Here is a 14723-nt window from a genome sequence, read left to right as displayed (position 1 = left end):
TTATGAATATGCGATTTGACGATATTCACAGCTGATGAAATGCCAAAGCGCATGGCACCAGCGAAGTGGAGATCAACGTGGCACCGTTGGACAATAGCAAGGGCGTATGGAAATCCGGCAAGGGCAAGGGACGCAAAACCCCCAAGGGTCGTCAGCTTGACGATCAGGCCCACGAGGAAGTCTTGGCACTTCTGGGGGACCGCCCCCGCAATCGCGATCTTCTGATCGAATTCCTGCATCTCATCCAGGATGCGTATGGCTGTCTCAGCGCGGCGCATATCCGGGCGCTGGCCGAGGAAATGCGCACTGGTCAGGCCGAGATCTATGAGGTCGCCAGTTTCTACGCACATTTCGATGTGGTGAAGGAAGGCGAGACCCCGCCGCCTGCGCTGACCATCCGGGTTTGCGACAGCCTGTCCTGCGAACTGGCCGGTGCCCAGCAGCTGCAAAAAGCGCTGGAGGATGGGCTGGACCCGTCCGAGGTGCGCGTGCTGCGCGCGCCTTGCATGGGCCGTTGCGACACGGCGCCGGTGCTGGAGATCGGTCACAATCACATCGATCACGCCACTGCGGAAAAGGCGATTGCCGCCGTTCACGCCGGTGACACGCACCCGCAGATCCCTGATTACCAAACCTATGCCGAATATGTCGCCGATGGCGGCTATCGCATCCTTGCCGAGCTGCGCGCGGGCGGCGACTGGGAAGCGGTGCAGGACAAGGTGCTTGAGGCCGGTCTGCGCGGTCTTGGCGGCGCCGGTTTCCCCTCGGGTAAGAAATGGGGCTTTGTACGCGCCAATCCCGGTCCCCGCTATCTGGCCGTGAATGGCGATGAGGGAGAGCCCGGCACATTCAAGGACCGTCACCATCTTGAGCGCGACCCGCATATGTTCCTTGAGGGCATGCTGATCGGCGCCTGGGCCGTCGAGGCCGAGAAAGCCTTTATCTATATGCGCGACGAATATCCGGCGGTGCTGGAAATCCTGCGCCGCGAGATCAAGGCGCTGGAAGATGCCGGTATTGTCGAGGAAGGCTATATCGATCTGCGCCGCGGGGCAGGGGCCTATATCTGCGGCGAAGAAAGCGCGATGATCGAAAGCATCGAAGGCAAGCGCGGTGAGCCGCGTCACCGCCCGCCGTTTGTGGCGCAGGTGGGGATCTTTGGGCAGCCGACGCTCGTGCACAATGTCGAAACCCTCTACTGGGTCGCGCGCATCTGCCGGTTTGGCCCCGAAGTGCTGAATTCGGTTGAAAAAAACGGTCGCAAGGGGCTGCGCAACTACTCCGTCTCGGGCCGGATCAAGAACCCCGGTGTTCATCTGCTGCCCGCAGGTTCCACCATCGCTGATATCATCGAGGCTGCGGGCGGTATGCTCGATGGCCACGCCTTCAAGGCCTATCAGCCGGGCGGTCCGTCCTCGGGTCTGCTTCCGGCGCATATGGATGACATCCCGCTCGATTTCGACACGCTGCAGCCGCATGGCACATTCATCGGTTCCGCTGCCGTGGTGGTCCTGTCCGATCAGGACAGCGCCCGCGAGGCCGCGCTCAATATGCTGCGGTTTTTTGAGGATGAAAGCTGTGGCCAGTGCACCCCCTGCCGGGCTGGCTGCGAGAAGGCGGTAAAACTGATGCAGGCCGACAAGTGGGATCAGGGCCTTTTGGAGGAGCTGAGCCAGACCATGGTGGATGCCTCTATTTGTGGTCTGGGCCAGGCTGCGCCGAACCCGATCCGTTTGACCATGAAACATTTCCCGGAGGAGATCTGAGCATGATCCTTCAGTTGATGTTCCGCCCGGCGGGTAACGCCGGGCAGCGCCCGACCCGCCCCCATGGGCGGGCGCTTCACGCCCACCCCGGGTCGGGCACTTCCCTATTCTCATCTTCGCAAGCCAAGGAGATCTGAGCCATGTCGAAGCAAATCACCTTTACCCTCGACGGCGAACAGGTCACCGCGGATGCGGGCATGACCATCTGGGAAGTCGCGAACGGTCGCGGCCTGAAAATCCCGCACCTGTGCCACAAGCCGCAGCCCGGCTACCGCCCCGACGGCAACTGCCGCGCCTGCATGGTGGAGATCGAAGGAGAGCGCACGCTCGCAGCTTCCTGTATCCGCGAACCCGCCGAGGGCATGGTTGTCACCACCAACAATGCGCGCGCCACAAATGCCCGCAAGATGGTGATGGAACTGCTGGTGGCCGACCAGCCCAAACAGGAAGAGGCGCATGATAAGTCCTCGCACCTGTGGGACATGGCCGAGCTGAACGGGGTTTCGGAGTCGCGTTTCCCCAAGCTGGAAGAGGGTCGCATTCCGCTGCTCGACGATAGCCATGTCGCGATGAGCGTGAACCTTGACGCCTGCATCTCCTGCGGCCTCTGTGTGCGCGCCTGCCGCGAAGTACAGGTGAACGACGTGATCGGCATGGCCGGGCGTGGTCACGATGCCTATCCGACCTTTGACATCGCCGACCCGATGGGCGCGTCCTCTTGCGTGGCCTGCGGCGAATGCGTTCAGGCCTGCCCGACCGGCGCGCTGATGCCCGCCTCTGTGGTGGACGAGGCGCAGGTTGGCGACAGCAAGGATTACGATTCCGAAACCGAGAGCGTCTGCCCCTTCTGCGGCGTCGGCTGCAAGGTCAGCCTCAAGGTGAAGGACGGCAAGGTCAAATACGTCGAGGGCATCAATGGCCCGGCGAACGAAGGCCGTCTCTGCGTCAAGGGCCGCTTCGGTTACGACTATATCCACCACCCGCACCGCCTGACCAAGCCGCTGATCCGTCGCGACGACGCGCCGGCCAAGGGGCTGAACGTCGATCCGGGCAACCTCTCCACCCATTTCCGCGAAGCGACTTGGGAAGAGGCGCTGGATCTCGCGGCCAAGGGGCTGATCAAGCTGCGCAACGAGGATCCGCGCAACGTTGCGGGCTTTGGCTCGGCAAAATGCACCAACGAAGAAGCCTATCTCTTCCAGAAGTTCATTCGCCAGGGTTTCAAGCATAACAACGTCGACCACTGCACCCGTCTGTGCCACGCCTCCTCGGTTGCGGCGCTGATCGAGAACGTCGGCTCCGGTGCGGTGACCGCCAGCTTCAACGAGATCGAAAACGCCGATGTGGCGATCATCATCGGTGCCAACCCGATCGAGAACCATCCGGTGGCGGCGACGTATTTCAAGCAGTTCACCAAACGCGGTGGCAAGCTGATCGTGATGGATCCGCGCGGTGTCGGCATGCGCCGCTACGCCACCGAGATGCTGCAGTTCCGCCCCGGCGCGGATGTGTCGATGCTGAACGCGATCATGAATGTGATCGTCGAGGAAGAACTCTACGACAGCCAGTATATCCACCGCTGGACCGACAACTGGGCCGCCGAGAAAGAGCATCTGCGCCAGTTCACCCCTGAAAAGATGAGCGAGATCTGCGGCATCCCGCCGGAGCAGCTGCGCCGCGTGGCCCGGATGTTCGCTGGCGCGCAATCTGCGCTGATCTTCTGGGGCATGGGCGTCAGCCAGCATATCCACGGCACCGACAACTCGCGCTGTCTGATCAGTCTGGCGCTGATGACCGGGAACGTCGGGCGTCCGGGCACGGGCCTGCACCCGCTGCGCGGTCAGAACAATGTGCAAGGTGCATCCGATGCCGGCCTGATCCCGATGTTCCTGCCGGATTACCAGACAGTGACCAGCGACGAAGTGCGCAGCTCCTTTACCGATGTCTGGGGTGGCGGCGACTTCTCGAACGAGAAGGGCCTGACGGTGACCGAGATCGTCGATCAGGTCTATGCGGGCAATATCAAGGGCATGTACATCCAGGGTGAGAACCCGGCGATGTCCGACCCCGACGCGGATCACGCGCGGGAGGCCTTTGCTAAGCTGGAACTGATGATCGTACAGGATATCTTCCTGACCGAGACGGCGAACTTTGCCGATATCATCCTGCCCGCTTCGGCTCTTTACGAGAAAAACGGCACCGTCTCGAACACCAACCGGCAGGTGCAGCGGGTCCGCCCGGCTGTCACCCCTCCGGGTGAGGCGCGCGAGGATTGGTCGATCACCGTCGATCTGGCGCAGCGGATCGGTCTGCCCTGGACCTATACCGATGTGTCCGAGGTCTTTGCCGAGATGAAGCTCAACATGAAGTCGCTCAACAACATCACCTGGGAGCGGCTGGAGCGCGAGACCGTGGCCTATCCATCGCTGTCGCCCGAGGATCCGGGCCAGTCGGTGGTGTTCGGCGATGGCTTCCCGCGCGAAGGTGGCAAGGCGATGTTCACGCCGGCGGCAGTGATCGCCCCGGATGAGGCGCCGGATGATGAGTATCCGATGATCATGACCACCGGCCGCCAGCTCGAGCATTGGCACACCGGAGCGATGACCCGCCGGTCGCTGGTGCTGGATGCGGTAGAGCCGGAAGCGAACTGCTCGCTGCACCCGAAGACCCTACGCAAACTGGGTGTTGAGCCCGGCGGCATGGTGCGTCTCTCCACCCGGCGCGGTTCGATCAAGATCATGGCGCGCGCCGACCGGGCCGTGTCCGAAGATATGGTCTTTGTGCCCTTCGCCTATGTCGAGGCGGCAGCCAACGTGCTGACCAACTCGGCGCTGGACCCCTACGGCATGATCCCCGAGTTCAAATTCTCGGCGGTTCGGGTCGAAAAGGCGGAAGAACAGATCGCGGCCGAGTAATCCAGCCAGATGAAGCTGTGCCCGGGCGCAATGTCATCCACATTGCGCCCGGTTTTATTTGTATGGGTCAGCCCAAGAGGGTGATGGCCCCGTTGCCCGCGGCCTGACGCAGGCCGTGCACTTCTTTCAACTCTTCATCGTTGATCCAGCCGAGCGCAGCCTCGGTGCTGTCGAATTCCAGAATCACGCCGACCCCGGTTTCGTCACGGGAGCCTTCAATCACCCGCTGCTGCGGGGAGGAGGTCACGACCCGCACCCCGTGTTTTGCAAGCGCGGCGCCTGCTTTTTCGCGATAGGCGGCAAAGCTGTCCGGGTTGGTGATGGGCAGATTGACATAGGCATAAACCATGATGCGTTTCCTTCTGTGGAGTGGTCGGGTTTGCGACCCGTGTTTCAACCCGTGCTGAATGCCCGGCAGTGTGGTGTAGAAAAACGCGTGAATTTCGACATCAGACATGCAAAAACGCACGCATGAAGATCACATGGGATGATATGCAGACCGTTCTTGCGCTGGTGCGCGGCGGCAATCTGGCCACTGCGGGCGCGCAGCTGGGGCTGACCTATACCACCGTGGCGCGCCGCATCCGCCGCGCCGAGGAGGCGCTGGGTCGTCCGTTGTTCGAACGCCGCCCCGAGGGCTATCACCCGACCGAAGAGGCGCATGAGATCGCTGCGGCCGCCGCCCGAATGGAGGCCGAGGAGCAGGCGGCGATGCGGCGCCTGTCGGGCCGGGCGCAGGATCTGAGCGGCCCTTTGAGCCTCACCGCGCCGCCCTTGCTGATCCAGACCTTTCTGGCGCCGCTTTTGGCAGAGTTCACGGCCGCGCACCCACAGTTGGAGCTGACCGTCAGGGCGGCCAATGGCGTTCTGGATCTCGCCCGGCGTGAGGCTGATCTGGCGCTCAGGATCAGTCGCCACCCGCAGGAGACGCTGGTGGGGCGCAAGCTGGCCGAACAGCAGAGCGGGTTTTTCGCGCTGCCCGAGATCGCCGAAGCGGCGGCGCGCGATCCGCAGGCACCGCTGGAATGGGTGCTTTATGCGGGGCACGATGCGCCGCCCGCCGCCGCCAGCAAGATCCATCCCGATATACGGGTGCGGGCACGGCTTGATGATATGCCCAGCATGATCGCGGCGGCGCTGGCGGGGATGGGTGCCCTGCGCATGCCCGTCTTCCTTGGGCGCGCCTATCCGCAGTTGGTGCCGCTGCCGCATCTGCCGGTACAACCCTACGCGCCGATCTGGTTGCTGAGCCACCGGGACCTGCAGGGATCGGCCAAGGTCACGGCGCTCAAGGGCATTCTGGAACCTTGGTTTCGCGACAACAGAACCCTGTTCTCATGCCTGCCCTGAGGCGCTAGCATCGCGGCAGATTTCAAAAAGGATTTCCCATGCCGCGCCGATTTGTCGATCTTTCCGTTGCTCTAGAAACAGGTATCCAGTCCGACCCAGAGATCATGCTGCCGCAGATCGAATACCTTTCTCACGATCAGACCGCTGAACAGGTGATGAGCTTTTTCCCGGGGCTGAAACGGGAGGATCTTCCCGGCGGTGAGGGCTGGGCGATCGAACGGCTGCAGATCGCCACCCACAACGGCACCCATCTGGATGCGCCCTATCACCATCATTCCACCATGAATGGCGGGGAGCGGGCGATCACCATCGACGAGGTGCCGCTGGAATGGTGCATGGCGCCGGGGGTAAAACTGGATTTCCGCCATTTCGACGATGGCTATGTGGTTACAGCCGCGGATGTGGAGGCCGAGCTGGACCGGATCGGCCACGAATTGCAGCCGCTTGATATCGTGGTGGTCAATACCTCGGCCGGGGAGCGCTATGGGCATCCCGATTACCTGGTGCGGGGCTGCGGCATCGGGCGGGAGGCGACGCTGTACCTGACCGAGCGGGGTGTGCGTGTCACCGGCACGGATGCCTGGAGCTGGGATGCGCCCTTTCCGCTGACGGCGCAGGAATACGCAAAATCGGGCGACCCGGCGATCATCTGGGAAGGGCACCGCGCCTCGATGGAGGTGGGCTATTGCCATATGGAGAAGCTGACCAACCTTGATCAGCTGCCGCCCACGGGGTTCGAGATTTCCTGCTTTCCGTTCAAGATCAAGGATGCCTCTGCCGGGTTCATCCGAGCGGTGGCGATCTTCAACGACTAAGGCACGGCGCGCTGTTCAGCGATGGCGCGCCATGAACCGGTCGATGTCCTTTTGCGCGGGCTTCTGGCCGGTGAAAACCTCCATATAGCCTGGCATCCGCGCCAGACGCTGGGCCGCATCCTCGTGCACCTGCATCGAGATATAACCGATCTGGGTGTAGATCATGGTGAGGGCGCGGATCTCGGCGTCCTCGGGATCATACCCGTACCGGATCAGCATATCGGTCATCGCCCTCTTGCGGCGAGCATCGGCCAGATCCAGTCGGGCCTGTAGCGACGGGTCGCTGCGCGCCCAGTTGCGGATCGCCAGATCCAGCCGGGAATCGAACAGATCCGGGTCTAGCCAGCAATCAAAGAGGTTGAACACCGCCTCGAACAGATTCTCCGCATAGGCTTCGGTGCGAGCCACCAGATTGCCGGTGTTCTTGTCCTCCCAGTGGCGGATCATTGCCTCCAGAAGCGCCTCGCGATCCTTGAAATACCAGTAGAAACTGGTGCGCGAGACCCCCAGTTTTTTCGCCAGCGGCATGATCTTCACCGCGCCGACGCCATGGGCGGTCAGCTCTTCATAGGCGGCCATCAGCCAGGCATCCGCGCTGCTGGTCTGCTGGGAGAGTTCTGCAAGGGTCTGAGAAGCGTTCATGGTATTTTGCATAACAGCGACATCCTCGTGACGCAATCGAAGTTGACGTATGTGATTATTGAATTGACACTTATGTCAACTGATGATGTCAATTCGATAAGAGGAGGTCGCACAGATGGCAGAGGTGGCAGTCAAATCGCGGGGTCGGCGGGCGCGCCGCAGCGCTGGGCGCACGGCAGAGCCGGGGCAGAACGAACACCTGCGCGTGCCCTATATCAGCCGCAGGATCCCCACCTATGACATCCTGTCCGAGGAGAGTCTTGCGCAGATCGAGGCCACCGCCGAGCGTATCATGTCCGAAATCGGACTGGAGTTCCGCGACGATCCCGAAACCGTTGCCCTGTTCCGCGCAGCGGGCGCCGCGGTGACCGATCTGACCGCCAGCAGCTGGAATCTGAAATTTGCCCCCGGCATGATCCGGGAGATTCTGAAAACCGCGCCCGCGCGATTTACCCAGCACGCCCGCAATCCTGCCAACTCGGTTGAGATCGGCGGCGATGCCATGGTGCTGGCGCCCTCTTACGGCTCTCCCTTCGTGATGGATCTGGACAATGGCCGCCGCTACGGCACCATCGCCGATTTCCGCAATTTCGTGAAACTGGCGCAGATGAGTCCCTTCCTGCACCATTCCGGCGGTACCATCTGCGAGCCGACAGATATTGCCGTCAACAAGCGGCATCTGGATATGGTCTATGCCCATATGCGCTATAGCGACCGGGCCTTCCTGGGTTCGATCACCGCGCCCGAGCGTGCCGAGGACAGCATCGAGATGTGCCGCATCCTGTTTGGTGCGGAGTTCGTCGATCAGAACTGCGTCATCATGGGCAATTTCAACACCACCTCACCGCTGGTGATCGATGGCGTCACCTCGCAGGGGATCCGTGCCTATGCGGCGGCGGGGCAGGGGTCGATCCATCTGCCCTTCCTGCTGGGCGGGGCAGTGGCGCCGCTGACTATGGCCGGGGCGCTGGCGCAATGCCTGGCCGAAACCATGGTGTCCTGCGCCATCACCCAGCTGGTGCGTCCCGGTGCCCCGACCATTCTGGGCTCCTTCATCAGTTCCATGTCGCTGCGGTCGGGCTCGCCCACCTTTGGCACACCGGAACCGGCGCTGGCCTCGCTGGCCATGGGGCAGCTGGCGCGTCGCCTGAAGCTGCCGCTGCGCTGCGCCGGGAATTTCTCAACCTCGAAACTGCCGGATGCGCAGGCGATGCAGCAGGCGATGATGTCGATGATGTCTGCGGTGCAATGCGGGGCCAATTACATCCTGCATTCGGCAGGTTTCCTCGACGGGCTTTTGTCGATGTCCTACGAAAAATTCATTCTCGATACGGACCTTTGCGGTGCGCTGCATGCCTATCTGAAAGGGTTCGAGGTCAACGAAGACACGCTCGGGTTCGACGCGCTGGCCGAAGGCGGCCCAGGGCAGCACCTGTTTTCCACCCAGCACACCCTGCGCCATTACCAGACCGCCTATTGGGATAGCGCGGTGGACGATCACCAGCCTTGGGAAACCTGGGATGAAAAGGGCAGCGTCGATGCGGCCTCCCGCGCCAACGCCCGCTGGAAGGCACAGCTGGCCGCCTATGAGGCGCCGGCCATGGACAAAGGTACGGATGAGGCGCTTCAGGCCTTTATCACCCAGAAGAAAGCCGAGGTGCCCGATGCTTGGTATTAAGTCCTGTACTGAGGCCTTTTCCTGAACCCGTTTCCGTTTCACCATTGACCCGACCACCCCGCAACAGATGCCCGCAAGGAGAGCGCCAAGATGTCCAATGATCCGCTTTTGCAGCCCTACCAACTGAAACACCTGACCCTGCGCAACCGGATCATGACCACCAGCCATGAACCGGCCTACCCCGAGGACGGCATGCCAAAGGAACGCTATGCCGCCTATCACGCCGAACGCGCCAAGGCGGGGGTGGCGCTGACCATGACGGCGGGGTCGGCGGCGGTGTCCAAGGACAGCCCACCGGTGTTCAACAACGTGCTGGCCTATAAGGACGAGGTGGTGCCCTGGATCCAGGCGCTGACCGACCGGGTGCACGAACACGGTGCGGCGGTAATGATCCAGCTGACCCATCTGGGGCGCCGCACCAACTGGAACAAGGGCGACTGGCTGCCTTCGGTCAGCTCCACCCGCCACCGCGAACCGGCGCACCGGGCCTTTCCGAAACTGGCCGAGGATTGGGATATCGAACGGATCATCACCGATTTCGCCGATGCCGCCGAGCGGATGAAGGCAGGCGGCATGGATGGTATCGAATTGCAGGTCTACGGTCACCTTCTGGATCAGTTCTGGTCGCCGCTGACCAATGATCTGGATGGGTCTTATGGCGGTGCCACCCTTGAAAGTCGGATGAAACTGCCGCTCGATGTGCTTCAGGCGGTGCGCGACCGGGTCGGCGATGATTTCATCGTCGGCCTGCGTTACACGGCGGATGAGGACCAGACCGGCGGCATCTCTCCCGAAGAGGGGCTTGAGATCTCCAAACGCCTCTCTGCCACCGGCATGGTGGATTTCCTCAACGTGATCCGGGGGCGCATCCATACCGACCCGGCGATGACCGATGTGATCCCGGTGCAGGGCATGACCGCCGCGCCGCATCTGGACTTTGCAGGATCGGTGAAACAGGCCACCGGCATGCCCACCTTCCATGCCGCGCGCATTCCCGATGTGGCGACGGCGCGCCATGCGGTGGCCTCGGGGCTATTGGATATGGTGGGGATGACCCGCGCCCATATGGCCGACCCCCATGTGGTGAAAAAGATTATGGAGGGGCGCGAGGATGATATCCGTCCCTGCGTCGGGGCCACCTATTGTCTGGACCGGATCTATCAGGCGGGGGATGCCCTGTGCATTCACAACGCTGCAACGGGGCGCGAGCTGACCATGCCGCATGACATTCCGGCGGCAGACGAGAAGAAGAAGGTTGTCATCATCGGCGCCGGCCCTGCTGGACTGGAGGCAGCGCGTGTTGCCGCCGAGCGCGGCCACGACGTGACTGTGTTCGAGGCTGCCGCCGATCCCGGCGGGCAGGTGCTGCTGACCGCGCAAAGCCCACGCCGCCGCGAGATGATCGGCATCATCGACTGGCGCATGGCGCAATGCGCGGCGCGCGATGTGACCTTCCATTTCAACACCTGGGCCGAGGCGGCGGATGTCACCGCCCTCAACCCTGATGTGGTGATCGTGGCCACTGGCGGCCTGCCCAACGGCCACCTGTTTGAGGAAAAGGAAGTAGCTGCCAACGTGATTTCGGCTTGGGATCTGATTTCGGGCGATGTGAAGCCTGCGCAGAACGTGCTGATCTATGACGAAAGCGGCGATCACCCCGGCCTGATGGCGGCCGAGGCTGCGGCTGCCGCAGGCAGCACGGTCGAGGTGATGACCCCGGATCGTGTGTTCGCACCGGATATCATGGCGATGAACCTGGTGCCTTACATGCGTAGCCTTCAGGACAAGGATGTGCGCTTTACCGTGACGCGTCGTCTGCTCGATGTGGCGAAGAACGGCAATATGCTGACCGCGACCGTCGGCACCGATTACAGCGATCACAGCTATACCGCCGACTACGATCAGGTGGTGGTGAACTATGGCACCCTGCCGCTGGATGATCTCTACTTCGATCTGAAACCGCTCAGCCGCAATGGCGGCGAGCTGGATCACGAGGCGCTGATCGCAGGTGCGCCACAGGAGGTGACGCGCAATGCAGATGGCACCTTCCAGCTGTTCCGGATCGGCGATGCGGTTTCGGCCCGTAACACCCATGCGGCGATCTATGATGCCCTGCGCCTGATGAAGGACATCTGAGGTGCGGATCGGCGTCATCGGCACCGGCACCATCGCGGGCGCGGTGGTGCGCGGCATCGCGGGCGATGGCCACCAGATCACGGTATCAGAACGCAGCACGGCTGTCTCTGCTGCGCTGGCCGATGCGTTTGAAAACGTGACCATCGCGCCGAACCAGCAGGTTCTGGACCAAAGCGATGTGATCTTTCTCGGGCTCATGGCCGGGGTCGCGCCGGATATCCTCGCGCCGCTCACCTTTCGCGCGGATCAGCGGGTGATCTCCTTCATGGCGGGCGCCGATCTCGGGCAGGTGGGGCAGATGATCGCCCCGGCGTCGGCCTCGGCGGTGATGATGCCCTTTCCCGGTATCGCGCAGGGGGGATCCGCCATCATGGCGCAGGGCGATACCGCTCTGGTCAATGAAATCTTTGGCGCCCGCAATACCGTCTTTGCCCTCAAAGACAGTGCGGAACTGGACGCTTATCTTTGTGCGCAGGCGGTGCTGTCACCGGTGGCGCGCATGGTCGGCGATGCTGCGGATTGGCTGGGGGAGCGCGTTACAGATCCGGCGCAGGGAGAGGCCTTCCTGCGGATGCTGGTCGCCACCAGCCTGGCCGATACCGGTTGCGCCGATCTGATCGAAGCGCTGAACACACCCGGCGGCTATAACCAGCGCCTGCGCCAGCATATGGAGGCCGCCGGGATCACCGGCGATCTGATGTCAGGACTGAACGACCTGGAGGGCTGAGCATTGAGCACTTTTCCGCATATCTTTCGCCCGGTGACCCTGCGCCACAAGACGCTGCGCAACCGCATCGTCTTTGGCGCCCATACCACCAACATGGCCCATGGCGGCCTGCCGGGGGAGGCGCATACGGCCTATTACCGCGAACGGGCGCTGGGCGGCGCGGCGATGATCGTGGTCGAGCCGATGCCGGTGCATGCCTCTGCGGTGCTGACGCGCGGGAATTTCCTCCATTCCAGCGATGAAGTGATCCCCCACTTCCGTCGCCTGACCGAGGCCAGCAAGGCCGAAGGCGCGGTGATGATCCAGCAGCTTTATCACGTCGGCGCGCACGGAGATCAGGACAATTCCTGGCACGCCGCCTGGTCGCCCTCGGGCGGGCCAAGTTACCACGACAGCGACGCCAGCCACATGATGAGCGAGGCCGAAATCGAGGAAACCATCGAAGGGTTCGTTCAGGCCGCGATCCGCTGCCAAAAAGCAGGGTTCGACGGGGTCGAGGTCTGGGCTGCCTATCATTGTCTGCTCGATCAGTTCTGGACGCCCTTTTCCAACCAGCGCGATGATCGCTGGGGTGGCAGTCTGGAAAACCGAACGCGCCTCTCGCGCACGATCCTGCACCGCATCCGCGGCGCCTGCGGCGAGGACTTTATCATCGGCCTGTCGGTCAATGACGAACCGGGGGTCGATATTGCTCTCAGCCGTGAAAGCATGGCCGAGATCGTCGCCCTGCACGACAGCGAAGGTGCCATGGACTATGTGACCGTCGGCTCCGGTTCCTATTTCGATTTCGCCCGGTTGCTGCCCAGCTTTCAGCACGGGGAGAAGCTGACCTCGGATCTAGCCGGAACGCTGAAGGGCGCTGTGCAGCAGGCCCTTGTGACATCCGAAAGTCATATCCGCACGCCGGAGAACGCCAATACTCTTTTGGGCGCGGGAGAGGCAGATCTGGTGTCCCTGGTGCGCGGCCAGATCGCCGATCCGCATCTTGTCGCCAAGGCAGAGACGGGCAGGGCAGAGGATATCCGGGGCTGCCTGTCCTGTAACCAGCAGTGTTGGGGGAGGCGCAGCCGGGATTACTGGATTTCCTGCCTGGTCAATCCATCCGCCGGGCGAGAGCATGACTGGGGCGGTGATCGCTTCAACCCGACGACCGATCCGAAAAAGGTGCTGGTGGTCGGCGGTGGCCCCGCCGGGCTGGAGGCTGCCCGGGTTGCGGCCGAGCGTGGCCACCACGTGACCCTGGCCGAGGCGGCTGCGCATCTAGGGGGGCAATTCCATCTGGCTGGTCTGCAGCCACGCCGGGGGCAGATTACCGATCTGATCAGCTGGTACGATCGCCAGCTCACTCGTCTGGGCGTTGATGTCCGGTTCAACACCTATATGGATGCGGAGGACATAAAGGGCGAGGGCGCCGATAGGGTGGTCCTGGCTACCGGCAGCCAGCCGACGGAGACCGGGTTCCAAAAGGCCCTACCGCATCTGGCCCACCTGCCGGGGATCGAACACGGCCACGTCTGGTCCGCCGAGGATGTGATGGCCCGCCGTGCCCGTCTGGGCCAGGAGGTGATCGTCCTGGATGAAGGCGGCAACTGGCGCGGCTGCGGCACCGCCTGGCGGCTGGCCGAAGACGGGCACCGGGTGACGCTGGTGACGCCGGACCCGATGGTGGGCAAGGAGCTGCAGCGTTCGGCCACGGATCTCCACCTCCGCCGCGCACTGGCGGAGTTGGGTGTCACCTTCGTGACCGAGGCCGCCATCGCAGGCTGGGACGGGCAGGGCGCGACGGTGACCTGCCTGCTGACCGGCTCGCAAAGGGCCATTCCGGCCGACGATTTGGTAATGGCGGTCCCGAACCATGCGGATATGTCTCTGCGGGACGAGTTGATCGGGCTGGGTGTTACGCCGCAACTCGTCGGTGATGCCGATGCGCCCCGGATGGCAGCGCAGGCAATTTTCGATGGTCGTCGAGTCGGTTTGGCCCTCTGACCGGCTCTCGTCCGGGCGATTCCCATCCGTTTCCAACCCGATTCAGGTGTGATTCAACGGTGCTCTGTGGATAACCCTGTGGAGGACTAAGCGTCCCTCGCCGAGTGTGGGGGGGGAGGACCAGCAAATAGGAGAATGTACCGCTCAATCGCACATCGGGGCCAGATTTAAGTTTGGGCTAAGAATTTGATTTTGTTGAGTATTGCGAGAAATTTCCCGTTTTTTCGGTTTTTGTTGATTTTGGGGTTGCGGGTATTTGGAGTTGGGACTAGAACCCCCTTCACCGGCGGCGCTGAGGCGCTACGGGGCGCGGCGGAGACGCAGCTGACGGATCGGAAAGACGGTTGAGACGCTCAGGAGAGACTGGGGCATCTTTGAGGATGAGGCAGGCGGGCGCGCTGAGAGATTGGCGCATCTGTTTGTTTTGGCCGCTGGGTGTTGCTCTTTGACATTGATAGATAACTGAAGAGATATGTGGGCGGTTTGGTTCATTTCGATGGATCAACGTCTGTATATCGCGCTGGTAGGAGCTTAGGTTCCGATGATCCAGTGTCAGCTTCACTGTTTGTACGGCTTCGGTTTCTTTGGAAACCAAGCACACAAACAGAGACTTTCATCAGGATTAGCCTCCTGATGAAGATGTGCAGAGGTTCGAACGTCAAGGATATGCGAGCAATCGCATTTCAACTTGAGAGTTTGATCCTGGCT

11 protein-coding genes are annotated in these 14723 nt (G+C 62.3%); 9 read left to right on the top strand and 2 right to left on the bottom strand.

Features of this window, described 5'->3' with window-relative positions:
• Positions 1–77: 77 nt before the first annotated feature.
• Genes SM764_RS00055 through fdhF form a run of 3 tightly spaced genes read left to right on the top strand, consistent with a single transcriptional unit; the run spans position 78 to position 4681 of the window.
• Entirely contained in the window at positions 78–1766 is a 1689-nt protein-coding gene (locus tag SM764_RS00055; RefSeq protein ID WP_369000703.1) for an NAD(P)H-dependent oxidoreductase subunit E, read from the top strand.
• 2 nt (positions 1767–1768) lie between these two features.
• Positions 1769–1903, top strand: coding sequence for a hypothetical protein (locus tag SM764_RS00050; protein WP_368999414.1), 135 nt, complete (start codon positions 1769–1771; stop codon positions 1901–1903).
• A 3-nt stretch (positions 1904–1906) separates the two neighbouring features.
• A complete protein-coding gene (gene fdhF, locus SM764_RS00045; RefSeq protein WP_274867110.1) occupies positions 1907–4681 on the top strand; it encodes a formate dehydrogenase subunit alpha in 2775 nt (924 codons plus the stop codon).
• 67 nt (positions 4682–4748) lie between these two features.
• On the opposite strand, the gene SM764_RS00040 is transcribed toward fdhF, so the two are convergent.
• Entirely contained in the window at positions 4749–5030 is a 282-nt protein-coding gene (locus SM764_RS00040) for a DUF1330 domain-containing protein (RefSeq protein WP_065272788.1), read from the bottom strand.
• 122 nt (positions 5031–5152) lie between these two features.
• Between SM764_RS00040 and SM764_RS00035 the strand changes: the two genes are divergently transcribed.
• Both SM764_RS00035 and SM764_RS00030 read left to right on the top strand, forming a co-directional pair.
• Complete coding sequence (locus SM764_RS00035) at positions 5153–6031, top strand: LysR family transcriptional regulator (protein ID WP_369000701.1); 879 nt, start codon at positions 5153–5155, stop codon at positions 6029–6031.
• A gap of 38 nt (positions 6032–6069) precedes the next feature.
• Positions 6070–6846: a cyclase family protein gene (locus SM764_RS00030; protein WP_369000699.1), complete on the top strand. Its 777-nt coding sequence runs from the start codon at positions 6070–6072 to the stop codon at positions 6844–6846.
• A gap of 15 nt (positions 6847–6861) precedes the next feature.
• On the opposite strand, the gene SM764_RS00025 is transcribed toward SM764_RS00030, so the two are convergent.
• A complete protein-coding gene (locus tag SM764_RS00025; RefSeq protein ID WP_274869708.1) occupies positions 6862–7500 on the bottom strand; it encodes a TetR/AcrR family transcriptional regulator in 639 nt (212 codons plus the stop codon).
• 103 nt (positions 7501–7603) lie between these two features.
• Between SM764_RS00025 and SM764_RS00020 the strand changes: the two genes are divergently transcribed.
• From SM764_RS00020 to SM764_RS00005, 4 genes are all read left to right on the top strand, one after another.
• Positions 7604–9166: a trimethylamine methyltransferase family protein gene (locus tag SM764_RS00020; protein WP_368947121.1), complete on the top strand. Its 1563-nt coding sequence runs from the start codon at positions 7604–7606 to the stop codon at positions 9164–9166.
• A gap of 90 nt (positions 9167–9256) precedes the next feature.
• Complete coding sequence (locus tag SM764_RS00015; RefSeq protein ID WP_369000698.1) at positions 9257–11302, top strand: oxidoreductase; 2046 nt, start codon at positions 9257–9259, stop codon at positions 11300–11302.
• 1 nt (position 11303) lies between these two features.
• On the top strand, positions 11304–12029 hold the full coding sequence (locus SM764_RS00010; RefSeq protein WP_369000697.1) for an NAD(P)-binding domain-containing protein: 726 nt from the start codon (positions 11304–11306) through the stop codon (positions 12027–12029).
• 3 nt (positions 12030–12032) lie between these two features.
• Complete coding sequence (locus tag SM764_RS00005) at positions 12033–14015, top strand: oxidoreductase (RefSeq protein ID WP_369000695.1); 1983 nt, start codon at positions 12033–12035, stop codon at positions 14013–14015.
• Positions 14016–14723 lie beyond the last annotated feature (708 nt).

Source organism: Pseudophaeobacter sp. 1A16562, from assembly GCF_041008785.1.
In the GTDB taxonomy this organism is placed as follows: Bacteria; Pseudomonadota; Alphaproteobacteria; order Rhodobacterales; family Rhodobacteraceae; genus Phycobacter; species Phycobacter gallaeciensis_A.
The sequence above is the reverse complement of the archived record's forward strand: the minus strand, read 5'-3'. Positions and strand labels throughout refer to the sequence as shown.

Excerpts from the sequence above, each read along its gene's own strand:
- SM764_RS00050 (WP_368999414.1), top strand. The coding sequence starts at position 1,769 with ATGATCCTTCAGTTGATGTTCCGCCCGGCGGGTAACGCCGGGCAGCGC.
- fdhF (WP_274867110.1), top strand. The coding sequence starts at position 1,907 with ATGTCGAAGCAAATCACCTTTACCCTCGACGGCGAACAGGTCACCGCG.
- SM764_RS00040 (WP_065272788.1), bottom strand. The coding sequence starts at position 5,030 with ATGGTTTATGCCTATGTCAATCTGCCCATCACCAACCCGGACAGCTTT.
- SM764_RS00035 (WP_369000701.1), top strand. The coding sequence starts at position 5,153 with ATGAAGATCACATGGGATGATATGCAGACCGTTCTTGCGCTGGTGCGC.
- SM764_RS00030 (WP_369000699.1), top strand. The coding sequence starts at position 6,070 with ATGCCGCGCCGATTTGTCGATCTTTCCGTTGCTCTAGAAACAGGTATC.
- SM764_RS00025 (WP_274869708.1), bottom strand. The coding sequence starts at position 7,500 with ATGCAAAATACCATGAACGCTTCTCAGACCCTTGCAGAACTCTCCCAG.
- SM764_RS00020 (WP_368947121.1), top strand. The coding sequence starts at position 7,604 with ATGGCAGAGGTGGCAGTCAAATCGCGGGGTCGGCGGGCGCGCCGCAGC.
- SM764_RS00015 (WP_369000698.1), top strand. The coding sequence starts at position 9,257 with ATGTCCAATGATCCGCTTTTGCAGCCCTACCAACTGAAACACCTGACC.